The organism is Aliihoeflea sp. 2WW (genome assembly GCF_000497755.1).
GTDB lineage: Bacteria > Pseudomonadota > Alphaproteobacteria > Rhizobiales > Rhizobiaceae > Aliihoeflea.
Map to the genome: position 1 here is coordinate 352765 of NZ_AYOD01000035.1, position 17845 is coordinate 370609.

Sequence of the window (17845 nt, forward strand, 5' to 3'; positions counted from 1 at the left end):
CCAGCAGACCCGGTCCTATTCTTCCGCTTCGGTCGCGACCAGCTTCCAGTTCGGATCGCGCGAGCGCGTGTCGCGGGCGAAGGTCCAGACGTCCTTGACCTCGACCACCGTCTCGGGATCGCCGTCGATCACTTCGCCCGAGGCGTTGCGCGTGGCCGAAATGAGTTCGCTGACGATGCGCAGCGTGATGTGCGCCTCGGAGCCCTTCTGCTCGGCGGCGACGATATCGGCCTTGTCGATGCCGACGAAGGACGACTGCACCTTCTCGTTGCGCGTCTCGCGGTCGGAGATCGCCTGCACGAAGCCGTCATGGACCTCGCGCGACAGAAGATTCTTCAATGTCCTGCGGTCGCCATCAGCATAGGCCATGACGATCATTTCGTAGGCCATCTTGGCACCGTCGACGAATTGCTTGGGATCGAAGCTCGGGTCGGCCTGGCGAATGGCGCGCAGGCCATTGTTGACGGGCGTGCCTTCCGGCGCGATGGCGTCGATCGCCGCGAAATCAGGCGCGGGCGGCGCGTCGCCCATGCGGCGGCGCGGAAGCGAGACGACATTCTCGGGCGCCGCCTGCTTGTCGGCGTCGGGGCGCGTATAGGGATCTTGCGGTGGACGCTCATTGCCTGTCCGTCGGCCGAGCACGCTGCGCAACTGGTAAAAGATCACCGCGGCGGCGACGAGGAAGAAGATGGTTCCGAAATCGAAAAATTCCATATCGTCCGCCAAGACCCTGTTCGTCGTTACACTGAAGCCCGGAAACGATGCTGGCCGGTCGGCCGGCCGTTCCCATGCCTGATCAACATTTCAGATCGCCCGGCGCGCATCGCACGCCCCTCAGCGCTCTAGGTGAAGTCCTCCAGCACGAAATCAAGCGCGCCGTCCATCTTTTGCATATAGATCGCAAGTCGCCTGCATTCAAATGCGCACAGGTGTTCCCTATATAGCGGCGAACCGCTTTTGAGGCCCCATCGTGCGATTGCCGCTGATTCCCCTGATCATCCTCGCCCTGCCACTGGTCGAGATCGCCACATTCATCGCCGTCGGCAGCCAGATCGGCGTCCTTGCGACCCTCGGGCTGATCTTCGCCTCGGCCTTTCTGGGCATTATTCTCGTGCGCGTCCAGGGTTTCCATACCATTCAGCGCATCCGCGCCGAGCTCGACCGCGGCGGCTCGCCCGGCCGCGACCTGGTCCATGGCATGATGATCGTCGTCGCCGGCATCCTCCTGATCATCCCCGGCTTCGTGACCGATGCGGTCGGCCTTCTCCTTTTCCTGCCACCGGTGCGCAATTTCGGCTGGCGCTTCCTGCGCGAGCGCATCCGCGTCACGACGGTCCAGAGCGGCGCTGCCTGGCAGGCACGACGCCGCGCCCGCGACGGCGTGGTCGATCTCGACTCCGATGATTACAGCGACCTTTCGGCACAGGAAGACCAGCCGACGCGATCGCCCTCCGATCCGCGCCTGCCGCCTCGCTAAACTTGTCACGATCGGGCGTGCATGTTAGCGAACGCCCGATTTCTTGGAGCAACAGCCGTCCGGTTCATCCATCCGGACGAGGAGAGGAACGACGACATGGCCGAAACGCCCGAAAACACCAATGGTCAGAACGGCGGCGGCGCAGCGCAGCCCGGCGCGCAGGCGCAGCAGGGAGCGACCTTCAACGTCGTCTCGCAATATGTGAAGGATCTGTCCTTCGAAAACCCCGGAGCGCCGGCATCGCTGCGCACGCGCACCCAGCCGCCCGGCATCAACATCAACGTCAACGTCAATGCGAACCCGATCGCCGACAAGGAATTCGACGTCGTCCTGACGATCAATGCCAAGGCCGAGGTCGACAAGAATGTCGTGTTCAATGCCGAGCTCGTCTATGGCGGCGTCTTCCGCATCGACGGCTTCCCGCAGGAGCACATGCTGCCGCTGCTCTTCATCGAGTGCCCGCGCCTCTTGTTCCCGTTCGCGCGCCAGATCATCGCCGACATCACCCGCCAGGGCGGTTTCCCGCCGCTGATGATCGACCCGATCGATTTCGCGCAGATGTTCCAGCGCCGCATGGCCGAGGAACAGGCCCGCGCCAAGGTCGCGCAGCCGACCGGCACCGCCTGATCAAGAAGCTGATCGCGACATGGAAAACCCGGCCTTTGAGCCGGGTTTTTTCGTTTCAGGAACCGTTCGCGGCCGCCGCGTAGGATGGGTCGACCACACGCCAGATCGCATTGTCGCCCAGCGTTCTGACGAGATCAGCATGCGCGGCGATCTCATCCGCGCCGAGACGTGGAGCAAGCGGTCTGGGGCGCGGCCGGATTTCGATCGCAGCGCTTCCGTCGGACCGTTCTCCGGCCGCGTTTGTCTGGACGTCGAGAACGAGCGCCGCCTGCCGTCCGCCGATCAGCTCGATATAGACTTCCGCGAGCAATTCGGAATCGAGCAGCGCGCCGTGCTTGGTCCGGTGCGAATTGTCGATGCCGTAGCGCCGGCAGAGCGCGTCCAGCGAATTGGGGCCCATCGGATGCTTGCGCCGCGCGATCGCCAGCGTGTCGACCACGCGCGCCGGCTCGACCATGTCGACGCCAAGCCGCCCGAACTCGGCATTGAGGAAGCCGACGTCGAAATTCGCGTTGTGCGCGATGAGATGCGCGCCTTCGAGAAAGGCGAGCAAATCGTCGAGAATGCCGGCAAAGACAGGCTTGTCGGCAAGCGAGGCATCGGTGATGCCGTGAACGGCCAGCGCCTCGGGATGGACCTGCCGGCCCTGCGGATTGATGTAGACGTGAAAGTTGCGCCCGGTCGGAAAGCGGTTGACGAGTTCGATGCCGCCGAATTCGATGATCCGGTCCTCGTTCGGGTCGAGGCCGGTCGTCTCGGTGTCGAAGATGATCTCACGCATCGGATGCCGCTTCGCCTTTGAGTTCCGCCACGATCGCCTCGACCGCCGCGCGCGCTGCCTCCAGCCCGCCGCCGCTCTCGACGACGAAATCGGCGCGCTTTCGTTTTTCGGCGTCCGGCACCTGCTTGGCAAGGATCGCCTCGAACTTCTCCACCGACATCCCCGGCCGCGCGAGCACGCGTTCGCGCTGGATGTCGGCAGGCGCGGAAACGACCACGATTCGGTCGACGCGCCCTTCCCCGCCGGTTTCGAACAGGAGCGGGATGTCCAGCACCACGAGTTTCCGGCCTGCCGCCCGATGTTCCGCCAGAAAGGCGTCGGCGTCGGCGCGCACCAGCGGATGGACGATGCGCTCGACCGTCTTCAGCGCCGCCGCGTCACCCAGAATGCGACTGCCGAGCAGCGCGCGGTCGACCACGCCGTCCTTCACCGTACCCGGAAAGGCGGCCTCGATCAGCGGTGCCGCCTTGCCGGCATAAAGCCGGTGCACGGCCTCGTCCGAATCATGCACCGGAACGCCCGCCTCGCGGAAGAAGCGCGCGGTCGTCGACTTGCCCATGCCGATCGAGCCGGTCAATCCGATGACGATCATCGCTGCGCCTCCAGATCGGCGACGATCAAGGCACGCAGATCAGGGGTGACCGCCGGCCTGACGCCAAACCAGCGCTCGAATCCCGGCACGGCCTGGTGCAGGAGCATGCCGAGCCCGTCGACGGTCTTCAAATTGCGGGATGCGGCGCGCGCCAGAAGTGGCGTGATCAGCGGTGCATAGACGATGTCGGTGACGATCGCGTGGTCCGGGAGCGCGTCGGGGTCGAGATCGAGCGACGGTTGTCCCTTCATCCCGAGCGACGTCGTGTTGACGAGAAGGTCGGTCCTCGCAAGCAGCGCCGGCGCCTGATCGAGACCCGCAGGCTTGACGCCCGGAAACGCAAGCGCAAGTTCGCCGGCTCGCGCGGCGGAGCGGTTGGCGACCGTCACCTTGGCTATACCGGCCTCGCGCAGCGCATGAAGCACAGCCCGTGCCGCGCCGCCGGCGCCGAGCACCAAAGCCGTTTCGGCCATGCGCCATTGCGGCGCGTTCGCGTCGAGGTTGGCGGCGAAGCCATAGGCATCCGTATTGCCGCCGACGAGTTCGCCCATTTCAATCCAGAGCGTGTTGACCGCGCCGATGGCGCCTGCGGCCGCGTCGCGGTGGACCACGGCCTCGAAGACCGCTTCCTTGTGCGGAATGGTGACATTTCCGCCCGCAAACTCCCCGCGCCGGACGCGGTCCAGAAATGCCGAGAGGTCAGCCGGCGCGACATCGATGGCGCGGTAGTCGCCAGCGATACCATGCGCGGCGAGCCAATGGCCGTGGATCATCGGCGAGCGGGAATGGGCGATCGGATGGCCGATCACGAAAGCCCGGGTCATGTCAGCCATCGATCGCGCCCAGCTCGCGCAGTTTCGCCAGCAGCGGCAGAAGCGGCAGGCCGACGATGGTGAAGTGATCGCCCTCGATCTTGTCGAAGAGCTGGATGCCCCTGCCCTCGATCTGGTACGCGCCAACCGATGACAGCGCCGCATCGCCGACGGCCGACAGATGACGGCCGACGAAGCCGGGATCGAGATCGCGCATGGTCAGCGACGCGACGGAGACGTGCCGCCAGATCGCCTCGCCATCCTGCGCGATGACCACCGCGCTGTTCAACTGGTGCGTCCTGCCGGAAAGCTTCAGGAGCCGGCGGCGCGCGTCCTCCATGTCGGTCGGCTTGTGCATGAGTTCTTCGCCCAGCGACAGGGTCTGGTCGCAGCCGATGACGAAGGCGCCCGGATGGTTCTGGCTGACGTCGACGGCCTTCGCCTCGGCGAGGATCTGCGCCAGATCGTCCGGACGGAGCCCCGCACCCGCAACGGCCTGCTCGACCGCGCGCTCGTCGATGGACGGCCGTTCGATGGTCACCTCGACGCCGGCATCCTTCAGCATCTTCGCGCGAAACGGGCTGGCCGAAGCCAATATGATGTTCGTCGTCACAACGCCTCCTCGCGCTGGGTCTTGTTGCGCAACGCGACGATGGCGGCTGCGGTTTCCTCGATCGAGCGCCGCGTGACGTCGATCATCGGCCAGCCATGCCGGTGGCAGATCTGACGGGCATAAGCCAGTTCCTCGGAAATCGAAAGCCGGTCGACATAGTCGCCATGGTCGAACCCCGCTCCGCCGAGCACGCGGTTCTGGCGCACCTGCGAAATCCGCTCCGCCGTCGCGATCAGCCCGACGATCAACGGCTTCTTCGCGCCGACGATCTGCGGCGGGATCGGCACGCCGATGACAATCGGCACGTTGGCGGTCTTGATGCCGCGATTGGCGAGATAGATCGATGTCGGCGTCTTCGAGGTGCGCGAAATGCCAATCAGGACGATGTCGGCTTCCTCGATGTCCGGCGGCAACTGGCCGTCATCATGCTCCATGGTGAAATTGAGCGCGTCGATGCGGCGGAAATAATCCGCGTCGAGGACGTGCTGCGCGCCGACGCGGCGGCCGGCCGGCGTTCCAAGATAGGACTGGAAGACCATCAGCACCGGCTCGAGCACGGAGACGCAGGGCAGGCCGAGCGACTGGCAGTGCGCGTCGATCCGCGCCGCCAGTTCCTGGTCCACCACCGTATAGAGCACGATGCCGGGCGCTTCCTCGATGTCGACGAAGACGTTTTCGAGCTGCTTGTCGGTCCGGATCAGCGGGTAGATGTGCTCGATCGCGCGCGCGTTCTTGTACTGCGCGGCCGCGGCACGGCCTGCCGCGAGCAGCGTTTCGCCGGTCGCATCCGAAATCAGGTGGAGATGGAAGAAATTCTGCGGTTTGTTCACGGGATTCTGCCTGCCCTGTGGGCGAGTGTGCATAAAGCGGGAGAGCGGCAGGGCCGTTCGCGGGCCAATGTATCAGATGGCCGTTTCTCCACAATTCGCGAAACTGTGGGGCGGAATCGGGCCTGTGGGAAATTGCGTGGGCAAGACGCTGGGATCGCACAGCCCCGCACGATCGGGCGGATCGTCAGGGATCGTCGCAAGCGTCTGATCCGAAACGACAAATCGTGACGATCCCCGTTGACCATCAACAGGTTTCGCAATTGCCCTTGCGGCGATATAACCACTGGCCGACGCGCACGCGTTCGGGGAGAAGCGGGAAACCCCGATTCCAACAGACTCTAAGAACCATAAGAGTTCTTAAAAATTTCTTTAATTTTTTAAGACGCTCGACGGAAAGGCCGCGAATGACGATCGAACGGAAGATGCTGAAGGTCTTGCAGGGAGAAAGCGTCTTTCCGCCTCCGATCTGGATGATGCGACAGGCCGGGCGCTACCTGCCGGAGTATCGGGAAACGCGCAAACAGGCGGGGAGTTTCCTCGACCTTTGCTACAATACCGATCTTGCCGTCGAAGTGACGATGCAGCCGATCCGTCGCTTCGGCTTCGACGCGTCGATCCTCTTCTCCGACATTCTCGTCATCCCGCATGCGCTCGGCCGCGACCTGCGCTTCGAGGAGGGACGCGGCCCGCTGATGACGCCGATCGAGGCGCATGAGGTCGAGCGGCTCGATGCGTCCCGGCTGCACGATCATCTGGCGCCGGTCTACGAGGCGGTGCGGCGCCTCCGCGCAGAACTCCCCCCGGAGACGACGCTGATCGGCTTTTGCGGCGCGCCGTGGACGGTGGCGACCTACATGATCGCCGGGCACGGCACGCCGGACCAGGCGCCGGCGCGTCTGTTCGGTTACCGGCACCCGACCGAGATGCGAAGGCTGCTCGCGCTTCTGGCCGACTGCTCGGCCGATTATCTGATCCGCCAGATCGAGGCGGGCGCAGATTGCGTCCAGATCTTCGATTCCTGGTCGGGCGTTCTCGACGAAGCTTCGTTCGAGGCGTTCTGCGTTCAGCCGATGAAGCGGATCGTCGACAAGGTCCGCTCGGTTCATCCCAACGTGCCGATCATCGGCTTTCCGAAGGGGGCAGGGGCGCTCTACGAGGGCTACCGGGGGAAGACGGGCGTGACGGCGCTCGGGCTCGACTGGAGCGTTCCCTGGAGCCAGGCACGACGCCTGCAGGCCGAGGGGCCCATCCAGGGCAATCTCGACCCGCTGCGGCTTGTCGTCGGCGGCGAGGCGCTGCGTGAGGGCGTAGCGGCCATTCTCGACAATCTCGCCGGCGGCCCGCTGATCTTCAATCTCGGCCACGGCATCACGCCGCCGACGCCGATCGAGCATGTCAAGGCGATGATCGCGCAGGTTCGGGGAGCGAGCCGGTGAGCGAGACGACGACCAGGGCCGGGCCGGGCACGCGGGCCGGCATCGCGCTCGCCGTCTTCCTCGTCCTGACCGCGGCCGCGCTCCTCCTGTTCCCGGCGGAGGCTTATCTCTGGGCCAAAGCCGTGCATGTGATCGCCGTCATCTCGTGGATGGCGGGCATGCTCTATCTGCCGCGCCTCTTCGTCTACCACGCCGAAATCGGCCCCGGCACGCCGCAATCCGAAACCTTCAAGGTGATGGAACAGCGCCTTTTGCGCGTCATCATCAATCCGGCGATGACGGTCGCCTGGGTCCTCGGCCTCTGGCTCGCCTGGCAGGGCTTTGGCTTTTCCGGCGGCTGGCTGCACTTGAAGATCCTGGCGGTCATCGCCATGTCGGGGCTGCACGGCTATTTCTCCAAGGCCGTTCGTCTCTTCGCCGAGGACCGCAACGAAAAGTCGGCCCGGCACTGGCGCCTGATGAACGAAGGCCCGACCCTGTTGATGATTGTCATCGTCGTCCTGGTCGTGGTAAAGCCGTTCTGAGGCTCGGATGCGCGGCTTGCGCTTTCAAAAGCGCAGCGCTAAGAGAACAGTCCTTCCTTTCGCCGCGCGGCCCGCTTCTTTCATGACGGCATATCCGCGCCGCAGCCTTCCTACGTCCTAATCGACTTCCCCCATCGCCAGCCGAGTGCGTCTATGCAGGAAATGAAACTACAAGAGCTCAAGAGCAAGGGTCCGACCGACCTCATTGCGTTTGCCGAATCGCTCGAGGTCGAGAATGCGAGCGTCATGCGCAAGCAGGAGCTCATGTTCGCGATCCTGAAGAAGCTCGCTGCGCAGGATGTCGAGATCATCGGCGAAGGCGTGGTCGAAATCCTGCAGGACGGCTTTGGTTTCCTGCGTTCTGCCAATGCGAACTACCTTCCCGGTCCGGACGACATCTACATCTCGCCCTCGCAGATCCGCCGCTTTTCGCTGAAGACCGGCGATACGGTAGAAGGCCCGATCCGTTCGCCTAAAGAAGGCGAGCGCTATTTCGCGCTTCTCAAGGTCAACACGATCAATTTCGAAGACCCCGAGAAGATCCGCCACAAGATCCATTTCGACAATCTGACGCCGCTCTATCCGAACGAGCGTTTCAAGATGGAGCTCGAGGTTCCGACCTCGAAGGACATGTCGGCCCGCGTCATCGATCTCGTCGCGCCGCTCGGCAAAGGCCAGCGCGGCCTGATCGTCGCGCCGCCGCGCACCGGCAAGACCGTGCTGCTGCAGAACATCGCGCATTCGATCGCGCACAATCACCCGGAAGCCTATCTGATCGTTCTCCTGATCGACGAGCGGCCGGAAGAAGTCACCGACATGCAGCGCTCGGTGAAGGGCGAGGTTGTCTCCTCCACCTTCGACGAGCCGGCCGTTCGCCACGTGCAAGTCGCCGAAATGGTCATCGAGAAGGCCAAACGCCTCGTCGAGCACGGCCGCGACGTCGTCATCCTGCTCGATTCGATCACCCGTCTCGGCCGCGCCTACAACACGGTCGTTCCGTCCTCCGGCAAGGTCCTGACCGGCGGCGTCGACGCCAATGCGCTGCAGCGCCCCAAGCGCTTCTTCGGCGCGGCGCGTAACATCGAGGAAGGCGGCTCGCTGACCATCATCGCGACCGCGCTGATCGACACCGGCAGCCGCATGGATGAAGTCATCTTCGAAGAGTTCAAGGGCACCGGCAATTCGGAAATCGTGCTCGACCGCAAGGTCGCCGACAAGCGCATCTTCCCGGCCATGGACATCCTCAAGTCGGGTACCCGCAAGGAAGATCTCCTTGTCCAGCGCCAGGATTTGCAGAAGATCTTCGTCCTGCGCCGCATCCTTGCGCCGATGGGCACGACCGACGCGATCGAATTCCTCATGGACAAGCTGAAGCAGACCAAGACCAATGGCGACTTCTTCGATTCCATGAACACCTGACCTCTTCGGGGGTTGCCAGTTAAGGCTTATCGATCCGGCGGGCAGCTCATGTCCGCCGTTTCGCATTGGAGTGACCAATGAGTGCGCCGACGACGATCTATGCGCTTTCGAGCGGCGCCCTGCCCGCCGGCGTCGCCGTGGTTCGGATCTCCGGCCCGCATGTGCCTGCCATCATTCCGCTCCTCACCGGTCGGCCGACGCTCGAACCCCGTCGCGCGGTGCTCTCGACGATCCGCGACGAAACGGACGCACCGATCGACGATGCGCTCTGCATTTATTTCCCGGCGCCGGCCAGCTTTACCGGCGAGGACGTGCTCGAGATTCAGCTTCACGGCAGCCGCGCCGTTGCGGCCGCGCTTTTCCGGCGGTTGGGGCAACTGACAGGCCTCGAACCGGCCGAGGCCGGCGCGTTCACCATGCGCGCGTTTCTCAATGGTCGGATCGACCTGACGGCTGCCGAGGCGCTGTCGGACCTGATCGTTGCCGAGACGGACGCGCAGCGGCGCCTTGCCTTGTCCAATGCCGACGGGGCTCAGCGCCGGCTTTATGAGGGGTGGCGCGCGGACCTTCTGTCGATCTGGGCGCGCATCGAGGCCGACCTCGACTTCTCCGACCAGGAAGACGTGCCGCCGGAGTTTGGCGATGCCGTACGTCTGGAGATCAAAGCTCTGGCGCTGCGTATCCGTCATCATTTAGACGGCTACAGAATCGCCGAAGTCATCAACGAAGGATTCCATATCGTCGTAGCCGGCGCCCCCAATGCCGGAAAATCAAGCCTTATCAATTATTTAGCGAAACGCGACGTTGCCATTGTGACGGATATCCCTGGAACGACACGCGATCTCATCGAGGTTCGTCTCGATATTGGGGGCAGGCTCGTACGTGTAACGGATACGGCCGGGCTTCGTACAACCCTCGATCCGGTCGAACAGATTGGCGTCGAACGGGCGAGGACCGCGTCCCGAACTGCCGATCTCGTTCTCCTTCTCGACGACGGCTTGGAACAGGTGCCCGAAATGGACGCAGAGCTGGTCCTGCCTGTTCAAAGCAAGTCCGACCAGCGGTCATGTTCGGCGGACGTCATTGCAATATCCACCAGGACTGGTGCCGGTATCGACCGCCTGATGGCCGAGCTGACGACAATTCTTGATTCGCGAACCAAAATCCTCGATACGGTGCCCTCAAGGCAGCGGCATGTTGCTCATCTAGAAGGTTGTATTGCCGCTCTCGACCGGGCGAATTGCAGCTCCGAATTTGAGCTCGTTGCCGAAGAATTACGCATCGCGGCCGATTCGCTTGGCCGGTTGACCGGCGCAATCGACGTCGAGGATTTGCTTGGCGACATATTTTCACGTTTTTGCATAGGGAAATGACTCACGTGAAACAGCAGCATCAACGTTTTGATGTCATTGTGGTGGGTGGCGGCCATGCCGGTGTCGAGGCCGCCGCGGCTGCCGCCCGCATGGGAGCCGTCACGGCGCTGGTCACTTTGAGCCCGGAAAATCTGGGCGTGATGTCTTGCAATCCTGCGATCGGGGGACTGGGTAAAGGCCAGCTCGTTCGCGAGATCGACGCCCTCGATGGGATCATGGGGCGTGCGGCCGATAGGGCGGGCATTCAGTTCCGCTTGCTGAACCGGAGCAAGGGCCCGGCAGTACGCGGACCGAGAACCCAGGCCGATCGCAAGCTCTATGCACGCGCGGTTTCCGAGCTGGTTCAGGAGCAGGAAAACCTGACAGTCATCGCCGATGAAGTGCTCGATCTGGAGGTTCGAGACAATCATCTTGCCGGCGCTCATCTAAAGCAGGCAGGCTATGTGGCTTGTGGAGCGGTGGTTTTGACGACCGGCACGTTCCTGCGAGGTCTCATCCATATCGGGACGAACCAGACCGTAGCCGGCCGTATGGGAGAGCAGGCAACGACCGGCCTCGCAACAACGCTTGCCCGCCTTGGTGCGCGCCTTGGTCGTTTGAAGACCGGTACGCCTCCGCGGCTGAAACGATCTTCGATCGATTGGGACGCGTTGGATAAGCAGGCGGCAGACGCCGAACCCACGCCGTTTTCCACGCTGACCGCATCAATTTCCACGCCGCAGATCGAGTGTGCGATAACGCGGACAAACGACGTCTCGCATAAGGTCATTCGCGACAATCTCCACCGCTCCGCAATGTATGGCGGGGCGATCGAGGGCGTCGGGCCTCGATACTGTCCTTCCATCGAGGACAAGATCGTTCGGTTTGGCGACCGCGATGGCCACCAGATCTTTCTGGAGCCGGAGGGGCTGGACAGCGATCTTGTCTATCCCAACGGCGTGTCGACTTCGATGCCGCTGGACGTGCAGGTCGACTTCATTCGGTCCATGGATGGCCTGCACGCTGCGGAGATCGTGCAGCCAGGCTACGCGATCGAGTACGATCACATCGACCCCAGGGACTTGTCGTCCAGTCTCGAAATGCGAGCCTGCTCAGGCCTGTTTCTGGCAGGCCAGATCAACGGAACGACCGGTTACGAGGAAGCGGGCGCGCAGGGCATACTGGCCGGCATGAATGCAGCAAACCGCGCTGCCGGGGCCGCGCTCATCTCGCTGTCACGGTCGGATGCTTATATCGGCGTGATGATAGACGACCTAACGACCCGGGGGGTGACGGAGCCCTATCGCATGTTCACGTCCCGCGCCGAGTATCGCTTGTCTATCCGGGCGGATAACGCCGATGAGCGACTCACCCCGCTTGGCTTGAACATCGGCGTCGTGGGCACCGAGCGGGCCAATATGTTCGCCCTGCGCACCAAGCGACTGGCGGCGTTGAAGTCGCGACTTGACGAACTGAAGCTCTCGTCATCGGAGGCCATCAGGAAAGATTTGCCGGTCAATGCCGATGGTAAAGTTCGAAGCGCGTACGACCTTCTGGCGCATTCGTCGATCGCGTTTGAAGATCTGACACGCGTCTGGCCGGATCTGGCGAGCGTCGACCGGACGACCTGTGAACTGGTTGAAATCGAGGCCGGCTATTCGGTCTATCTCCAGCGGCAGATCGCCGACATCGATAACCTCCGCAAGAACGAGAACATTCTTATACCGCCGGACATGGATTTCGACTCGATCCTCGGGCTCTCCAACGAGATGAAGGCCAAGCTTGGCTCCGTTCGGCCGACTACCCTCGCGCAAGCGGGCCGCATCGAGGGAATGACTCCAGCAGGGCTTTCCCTGCTCCTGGCCCACTTGCAGCGAACGCCCAAGACGGTCGCGGCATGACGCAGTATGATCAACTGAGCCGGGTTGCCGGTGAGGTTTCACGTGAAACTTTTGCACAGCTAGTTGAGTTCGAAAGACTGTTTCATCACTGGAACCGCGCGATCAACCTTGCAGCATCAGGGTCTCAGACCGACTTTTGGAATCGCCATATCGTCGACTCAGCCCAGTTGTGGCGCTTCCGACGCGACGAGAGGGACTGGACTGACATTGGGAGTGGCGGAGGCCTGCCCGGTCTTGTGATCGCAATCCTCGGGGCGCCGCACGGCCTTGTCACGACATTGGTCGAAAGCAACCGAAAGAAGGCGGCGTTCCTGCGATCCGCGGGTGTGGAGCTAGGGCTCGATCTGGTTGTTCGACCCGAACGGATCGAGGCCGCCGTTAGCGCGCTGCAACCGGCACTCGTCTCGGCCCGCGCACTCGCGCCGCTTGGCAAGCTTCTGGAGCTTACAGAAACATGGCTGGAACCCGGAAAATCACGCGCCCTCTATCCCAAGGGGCGCGATTTCCAACAGGAAATTCGCGAAGCGCGTGACCATTGGCGCTTCGATCTGATAGAACATCCTAGCATGGTTGACGCGATGAGTCGCGTTCTGGAATTGTCCAACGTTCAGCGTCTGGAGCATTGATCATGGTGGGATCACAGCCACGGATCATCACGGTGGCAAATCAGAAGGGCGGCGTCGGCAAGACGACGACTGCGATCAATCTCGCGACCGCCCTCGCTGCAATCGGTGAGCGTGTGCTAATCGTGGACCTTGACCCGCAAGGAAATGCGAGCACCGGCCTCGGTATCGAACGCGCCGAGCGCGAGATTTCGTCCTATGACCTGCTGATAGGTGAGGCGACGATCGCGCAATCCGCGGTCAAGACTGCCGTTCCGGGGCTGTCGGTCGTGCCATCGACGCTCGACCTTCTCGGGGTCGAGATGGAAATCTCCTCTGCGCCCGACCGTGCCCTGCGCCTGCGCAAAGCGATCCAATCGGTGGAGGGGGGCTCGGGCTCTTTTGACTACATCCTGATCGATTGCCCGCCATCTCTGAACCTGCTGACGCTCAACTCCATGGCCGCAGCCGATTCGGTGCTGGTCCCGCTCCAATGTGAATTCTTCGCGCTCGAGGGTCTCAGTCAGTTGCTGCATACGGTCGACCAAGTCCGGGCCAACCTAAATCCCCGCCTGACGATCCAAGGCATCGTGATGACCATGTTCGACGGTCGCAACAATCTTGCCAATCAAGTCGTTCAGGACGTGCGAAGCCATATGGGCGATAAGGTCTATGAGACGGTGATCCCCCGCAATGTGCGCGTCTCCGAGGCGCCGTCCTATGGAAAGCCGGCGATCCTCTACGATCTCAAATGTTCCGGCAGTCAGGCCTATCTGCAATTGGCGTCGGAAGTGATCCGGCGCGAACGCGTATTGCGCGCCGCTTGAAGGGAGAGCGAGATGAACGAAGATCTGTCCCGAAAGCGGCTTGGCCGCGGCCTGGCCGCCCTTATCGGCGATCTCGACAGGCCAGCGACGCCCTCCGAACAATTGCCGGTTCGTGCGGACCGCACGGCGCCGATCGAGCATGTGTCGCCCAACCCGCGCAATCCGCGGCGTAGCTTCGCGGAAAGCGATCTCGAGGATCTGACGCAGTCGATTCGCGAGCATGGGATCGTTCAACCCGTCGTCGTACGGACGATGCCGGACGGACACTACGAGATCATTGCCGGCGAGCGCCGGTGGCGGGCGGCGCAACGCGCGGGGCTGACGGCCGTCCCGATCGTCATTCGGGACGTGACGGATCGGGTCGCCCTCGAGCTTGCCATCATCGAAAACGTCCAGCGCGCAGACCTTAACGCGGTCGAGGAAGCGCAAGGATATCAGCAGCTTATCGATGAGCACCAGTATACCCAGGCCGATCTTGGCCAGGTCATCGGCAAGAGCCGCAGCCACGTTGCCAACACGTTGCGCCTGCTCAAGCTGCCTGATCACGTCCGGTCGCTCGTGACCGACGGCTCGTTGTCGGCGGGCCATGCGCGCACGCTGGTGACGGCGCTCGACCCGGCCGGTCTTGCGCGGCGGATTGTCGATGAGGGCTTGTCAGTGCGGCAGGCGGAGGCCTTGGCGCAGCAGCCCGCCAGACAGGAATCGGCCAAGGCCGAGCGGCATGCCGCGGCCGAGAAGGATGCCGACACGATCGCGCTCGAAAAAACGTTGTCCGACGCGCTGGGTCTGAGGGTTTCTATCACGCATGGCCAGCGTGGCGGGGACATCAAGATTCGATATTCGAGCCTCGAGCAACTCGACACGATCTGCCACCGTCTGCAGCGTCACTGACTGGACTCACGTGAAACACCCGGCTTGCCTATCGCAGGCGCCGGGCCTCGATGGCGATTGCCAGCATCGCCTGGCGGGCGGTCGGCTCATCGAGTTGCGATCGAGTTCGCATGGCAAGAACCGTCGCCTGCAGCCTTTCGAGCCCGCGCGAGATCGACGATGACGTCCACTTCTGAACCGCCCTCTCGACGTTGTTTCGCCGGCTAAAGAATACAGGTGGCCGCGCGGCCGCGACTGCCGTGGAGGCGCTTGCGCCGCCATCAACTGCTGCGCGGAGCATCTCGAGTTGCTGAAACTGCCGCATCACCGCTGAGACGAGCTGGAAAGGCGCGTTTCCCGCATTCACCCAGCCCGAATAAGCGCGGTCGAAGCCGGCGACATCGCCTGCCAGAATCGCATCTGTCGCGTCGTCGAGGGACTTTGCCGAAACATCGCCGACGATCTCAGTGACATGAGCGAGTTCGATCCGGCCGTCGCGACCGGCATAGAGCGCCAGCTTCTCGATCTCCGATCGGGTGGCGAGCCGGTCGCCGCCGAGCGATGCCTTGAGGGCCTGACGCGCGTCGGGCGCAATGGTGATGCCGTCCCTCCCCAGCACCTCGTCGATCACGCCCTCGATCGCTCGCGCCTGGTCGACATAGCAGGGCAGCGCCATTCCGGCCGAACCCTGCTCCACGGCTGCGCGCACCGGTGCGCCCTTCTTCAGGTCGCCGCCTTCGACGAGGATAATGGTCGCCTCCGGCGGGCTTGCGCACAAATCCTTCAGCGATGCGCCCAGCGCCTTGTGCGTGCCGGCGCCCTTGACCCAGATCAGCCGCCGGTCGGCGAACATCGCCACCGTATTGGCCTCGTCCATGAGACGCCCGGGGTCGGATTCGATCTCGCCGGCGTCGAGGCGCGTGACGGAAAACGGGTCGTCAAGCCGGAACCCGGCCTGGCGCGCGTAAAGCGTGGCGCGTTCGGAAACGAGCCCCCGGTCGGGACCATAGATCAGCACGACCGGAAACGCGCCCTGCGGCCGCGCCAGCCAACCGTCGACTTCGTGGGCCTTTTTCTGTGCCATAATTCCCGCTTCCTGCTGACGCTAGGGGCCAAGAATCGCGGCCTCTGTCAAGAGCGGGCGCCGGTTGCCGGGGCCGCGCGGCTTGACCCGGCCGCCATTCCCTAGAATAGGTTCGTCGGCACCTGCGCGGCCCGGATATCGAGCGAGGAACAGATGAGCGAGCTTGTAAGGGTCGAACGAAACGACGCCGCGGGCATCGTCCGTCTCGTCCTCAACCGACCCGACGTCCTCAATGCGCTGGACGTGCCGCTTGCCGAGGCGTTTCGCGACGCCGTCGAAGATGTGGCGCGGGCGGGCGGCGTGCGCGCCGTCACCCTTGCCGCCGAGGGGAGGGCGTTCGTTGCGGGCGGCGATGTCGCCGCGTTCGGCGCGGATTTCACCCGCTCGGCCGAAGTGGTCAACGCTCTTCTCGATGCGCTTCATCCCGCGCTCCTGCGCCTGAGGGCGATCGATGCGCCGGTCATTGCAGCGGTGAAGGGCGTCGCGGCCGGGGCCGGGCTTTCGCTGGTGCTGAATGCGGATCTGGTAATCGCCGAAAAAGGCACGCGTTTCGTCGTCGCCTACGACAAGGTCGGATCGTCGCCGGATTGCGGCGGGACGTGGTTCCTGCCGCGCAAGGTCGGGCGGGCCAAGGCGGCGGAACTGATGTTTCTGGGCGAGGCGCTCGATGCCGGTCAGGCTCTTGCCGCAGGCATCGTCAACCGCGTGGTCGCGGCCGGCGAACTGAGCGCTGCTACGGACGAGATCGCGGCACGGGTCGCCAGTGGTCCAACGCGGGCATTCGGCCAGTTCAAACGATTGACCGACCAGGCGCTCGAGCGGCCACTCGCCGAACATCTCGAAGCCGAACGCGCGGCCTTTCTGGCGGGCACGCGAACGGCGGATTTCCGCGAAGGCGTCACTGCCTTTCTGACCAAGCGCAAGCCGGATTTTGCCGGCGAATGAGAGCTGAACGATGACCCTGACCGACGAACAGACGATGATCCGCGATACCGCGCGCGCCTTTGCCCGCGAGGTTCTGGCGCCCGGCGCGGCGCAGCGCGATCGCAACAAGACGATCGAGCCCGAAATCGTTGCGGGCCTTGCCGAACTCGGTTTCATGGGCATGACCGTTCCCGAGGCCGATGGCGGCGTCGGTGCGGACTATGTGTCTTATGCCTTGGCGCTGATGGAAATCGCGGCCGGCGATGGCGCGATCTCGACGGTCATGAGCGTTCACAACGCTCCGTTCAACGCGATCCTGCAGCGATACGGCAATGCCGACCAGAAGGAGCGCGTGCTGCGCCCCGCAGCGGCGGGTGCGTTCATCGGCGCCTTTGCGCTCACCGAGGCCGAGGCAGGCTCGGATGCCGGCTCGCTCAAGTCCCGCGCTCGCAGGCAGGGCGACCGCTACGTCATCGACGGGTCGAAGGAATTCATCACGTCGGGCAAGATCGGCGGCTGGACGATCCTCTTCGCCCGCATGGAAGATGCCGGGCCGAAGGGCGGCATAACCGCATTCCTGACACCGACCGACGCGCCTGGCTATGTCGTTGCGAAAGTCGAGGAAAAGCTTGGCCAGCGCTGCTCCGACACATGCTCGCTTCGATTCGAGAATCTCGAGATTCCGGAGGAAAACCGGATCGGTGCCGAGGGCGAGGGCTACCGCATCGCGTTGTCGAGCCTCGAGACGGGGCGCATCGGCATCGCCGCCCAATCGGTCGGCATGGCGCAGGCCGCCTTCGACCTCGCCGTCGCCTATGCCGCGGAGCGCCGCTCTTTCGGCAAGACGCTGATGGAGCACCAGGCCGTCGCCTTCCGTCTCGCCGACATGCGGACGCAGATCGAGGCCGGACGCCAGCTCGTCCTGAATGCGGCGCGGATGAAGGATGCCGGCGAGCCGTGCCTCACCGAAGCGGCGATCGCGAAGCTGTTTGCGTCCGAGGCCGCAGAACGGGTCATTTCGGGGGCGCTGCAGACCTTTGGCGGGTATGGCTACATGGCCGATTTCCCGCTCGAGCGCATCTATCGCGATGCGCGGGTGTGCCAGATCTACGAGGGCACGTCCGATATCCAGAAGATCATCATCGCGAGATCGTTCGCCGGCTAGATATCTGCT

The 17845-nt window shown here is 63.6% G+C and carries 19 protein-coding genes; 12 read left to right on the plus strand and 7 right to left on the minus strand.

What is annotated here, in order from left to right:
* Positions 1–15: 15 nt before the first annotated feature.
* The gene (locus ALII_RS0115820) at positions 16–714 is read right to left on the minus strand and encodes a Tim44/TimA family putative adaptor protein (RefSeq protein ID WP_024588206.1); all 699 of its coding nucleotides are present in this window, start codon (positions 712–714) and stop codon (positions 16–18) included.
* A gap of 256 nt (positions 715–970) precedes the next feature.
* Between ALII_RS0115820 and ALII_RS0115825 the strand changes: the two genes are divergently transcribed.
* Complete coding sequence (locus tag ALII_RS0115825; protein ID WP_024588207.1) at positions 971–1477, plus strand: FxsA family protein; 507 nt, start codon at positions 971–973, stop codon at positions 1475–1477.
* Positions 1478–1573: 96 nt separating this feature from the next.
* Entirely contained in the window at positions 1574–2104 is a 531-nt protein-coding gene (gene secB / locus ALII_RS0115830; protein ID WP_024588208.1) for a protein-export chaperone SecB, read from the plus strand.
* A gap of 55 nt (positions 2105–2159) precedes the next feature.
* Here secB and dnaQ read toward each other — a convergent pair whose 3' ends face one another.
* From dnaQ to ALII_RS0115855, 5 genes are read right to left on the minus strand one after another with little or no spacing between them, the layout of a single operon-like run.
* Entirely contained in the window at positions 2160–2885 is a 726-nt protein-coding gene (gene dnaQ / locus ALII_RS0115835) for a DNA polymerase III subunit epsilon (RefSeq protein WP_024588209.1), read from the minus strand.
* Positions 2878–3477 (minus strand): dephospho-CoA kinase, encoded by a 600-nt coding sequence (coaE, locus tag ALII_RS0115840; RefSeq protein ID WP_024588210.1) that lies wholly within the window; start codon positions 3475–3477, stop codon positions 2878–2880. Before coaE ends, dnaQ begins: the two co-directional genes overlap by 8 nt.
* Positions 3474–4310, minus strand: a complete 837-nt coding sequence (locus ALII_RS0115845) for a shikimate dehydrogenase (RefSeq protein ID WP_024588211.1) — start codon at positions 4308–4310, stop codon at positions 3474–3476. Before ALII_RS0115845 ends, coaE begins: the two co-directional genes overlap by 4 nt.
* Entirely contained in the window at positions 4303–4902 is a 600-nt protein-coding gene (locus tag ALII_RS0115850; RefSeq protein WP_024588212.1) for a Maf-like protein, read from the minus strand. Before ALII_RS0115850 ends, ALII_RS0115845 begins: the two co-directional genes overlap by 8 nt.
* Positions 4899–5765: a pyruvate, water dikinase regulatory protein gene (locus ALII_RS0115855; RefSeq protein WP_244437444.1), complete on the minus strand. Its 867-nt coding sequence runs from the start codon at positions 5763–5765 to the stop codon at positions 4899–4901. Before ALII_RS0115855 ends, ALII_RS0115850 begins: the two co-directional genes overlap by 4 nt.
* Positions 5766–6136: 371 nt before the next feature.
* On the opposite strand from ALII_RS0115855, the gene hemE reads away from it, so the two are divergent.
* From hemE to ALII_RS0115895, 8 genes are all read left to right on the plus strand, one after another.
* Positions 6137–7168 carry a uroporphyrinogen decarboxylase gene (gene hemE, locus ALII_RS0115860; protein ID WP_024588214.1) on the plus strand — a complete coding sequence of 344 codons (1032 nt, stop codon included), beginning with the start codon at positions 6137–6139 and terminating at the stop codon, positions 7166–7168.
* Positions 7165–7692, plus strand: a complete 528-nt coding sequence (hemJ, locus tag ALII_RS0115865; protein ID WP_024588215.1) for a protoporphyrinogen oxidase HemJ — start codon at positions 7165–7167, stop codon at positions 7690–7692. Before hemE ends, hemJ begins: the two co-directional genes overlap by 4 nt.
* A gap of 153 nt (positions 7693–7845) precedes the next feature.
* A complete protein-coding gene (gene rho, locus ALII_RS0115870; RefSeq protein WP_024588216.1) occupies positions 7846–9111 on the plus strand; it encodes a transcription termination factor Rho in 1266 nt (421 codons plus the stop codon).
* 77 nt (positions 9112–9188) lie between these two features.
* A complete protein-coding gene (mnmE, locus tag ALII_RS0115875; RefSeq protein ID WP_024588217.1) occupies positions 9189–10484 on the plus strand; it encodes a tRNA uridine-5-carboxymethylaminomethyl(34) synthesis GTPase MnmE in 1296 nt (431 codons plus the stop codon).
* 5 nt (positions 10485–10489) lie between these two features.
* Positions 10490–12364, plus strand: a complete 1875-nt coding sequence (gene mnmG / locus ALII_RS0115880; protein WP_244437445.1) for a tRNA uridine-5-carboxymethylaminomethyl(34) synthesis enzyme MnmG — start codon at positions 10490–10492, stop codon at positions 12362–12364.
* Complete coding sequence (gene rsmG, locus ALII_RS0115885; RefSeq protein ID WP_024588219.1) at positions 12361–12990, plus strand: 16S rRNA (guanine(527)-N(7))-methyltransferase RsmG; 630 nt, start codon at positions 12361–12363, stop codon at positions 12988–12990. Before mnmG ends, rsmG begins: the two co-directional genes overlap by 4 nt.
* 2 nt (positions 12991–12992) lie before the next feature.
* A complete protein-coding gene (locus tag ALII_RS0115890; RefSeq protein WP_029660619.1) occupies positions 12993–13793 on the plus strand; it encodes a ParA family protein in 801 nt (266 codons plus the stop codon).
* Positions 13794–13805: 12 nt separating this feature from the next.
* A complete protein-coding gene (locus ALII_RS0115895) occupies positions 13806–14684 on the plus strand; it encodes a ParB/RepB/Spo0J family partition protein (RefSeq protein WP_024588221.1) in 879 nt (292 codons plus the stop codon).
* 28 nt (positions 14685–14712) lie between these two features.
* On the opposite strand, the gene holA is transcribed toward ALII_RS0115895, so the two are convergent.
* Positions 14713–15747 (minus strand): DNA polymerase III subunit delta, encoded by a 1035-nt coding sequence (gene holA / locus ALII_RS0115900; RefSeq protein ID WP_024588222.1) that lies wholly within the window; start codon positions 15745–15747, stop codon positions 14713–14715.
* 153 nt (positions 15748–15900) lie between these two features.
* Between holA and ALII_RS0115905 the strand changes: the two genes are divergently transcribed.
* Together ALII_RS0115905 and ALII_RS0115910 are read left to right on the plus strand one after the other, a co-directional pair.
* Positions 15901–16692: an enoyl-CoA hydratase-related protein gene (locus ALII_RS0115905; RefSeq protein WP_024588223.1), complete on the plus strand. Its 792-nt coding sequence runs from the start codon at positions 15901–15903 to the stop codon at positions 16690–16692.
* A 10-nt stretch (positions 16693–16702) separates the two neighbouring features.
* Entirely contained in the window at positions 16703–17836 is a 1134-nt protein-coding gene (locus ALII_RS0115910; protein ID WP_024588224.1) for an acyl-CoA dehydrogenase family protein, read from the plus strand.
* Positions 17837–17845: the final 9 nt, after the last annotated feature.

Excerpts from the sequence above, each read along its gene's own strand:
- coaE (WP_024588210.1), bottom strand. The coding sequence starts at position 3,477 with ATGATCGTCATCGGATTGACCGGCTCGATCGGCATGGGCAAGTCGACG.
- hemE (WP_024588214.1), top strand. The coding sequence starts at position 6,137 with ATGACGATCGAACGGAAGATGCTGAAGGTCTTGCAGGGAGAAAGCGTC.
- rho (WP_024588216.1), top strand. The coding sequence starts at position 7,846 with ATGCAGGAAATGAAACTACAAGAGCTCAAGAGCAAGGGTCCGACCGAC.
- ALII_RS0115905 (WP_024588223.1), top strand. The coding sequence starts at position 15,901 with ATGAGCGAGCTTGTAAGGGTCGAACGAAACGACGCCGCGGGCATCGTC.
- ALII_RS0115890 (WP_029660619.1), top strand. The coding sequence starts at position 12,993 with ATGGTGGGATCACAGCCACGGATCATCACGGTGGCAAATCAGAAGGGC.
- ALII_RS0115820 (WP_024588206.1), bottom strand. The coding sequence starts at position 714 with ATGGAATTTTTCGATTTCGGAACCATCTTCTTCCTCGTCGCCGCCGCG.
- holA (WP_024588222.1), bottom strand. The coding sequence starts at position 15,747 with ATGGCACAGAAAAAGGCCCACGAAGTCGACGGTTGGCTGGCGCGGCCG.
- mnmE (WP_024588217.1), top strand. The coding sequence starts at position 9,189 with ATGAGTGCGCCGACGACGATCTATGCGCTTTCGAGCGGCGCCCTGCCC.
- secB (WP_024588208.1), top strand. The coding sequence starts at position 1,574 with ATGGCCGAAACGCCCGAAAACACCAATGGTCAGAACGGCGGCGGCGCA.
- ALII_RS0115845 (WP_024588211.1), bottom strand. The coding sequence starts at position 4,310 with ATGGCTGACATGACCCGGGCTTTCGTGATCGGCCATCCGATCGCCCAT.
- ALII_RS0115855 (WP_244437444.1), bottom strand. The coding sequence starts at position 5,765 with ATGCACACTCGCCCACAGGGCAGGCAGAATCCCGTGAACAAACCGCAG.
- rsmG (WP_024588219.1), top strand. The coding sequence starts at position 12,361 with ATGACGCAGTATGATCAACTGAGCCGGGTTGCCGGTGAGGTTTCACGT.
- ALII_RS0115910 (WP_024588224.1), top strand. The coding sequence starts at position 16,703 with ATGACCCTGACCGACGAACAGACGATGATCCGCGATACCGCGCGCGCC.
- dnaQ (WP_024588209.1), bottom strand. The coding sequence starts at position 2,885 with ATGCGTGAGATCATCTTCGACACCGAGACGACCGGCCTCGACCCGAAC.
- ALII_RS0115895 (WP_024588221.1), top strand. The coding sequence starts at position 13,806 with ATGAACGAAGATCTGTCCCGAAAGCGGCTTGGCCGCGGCCTGGCCGCC.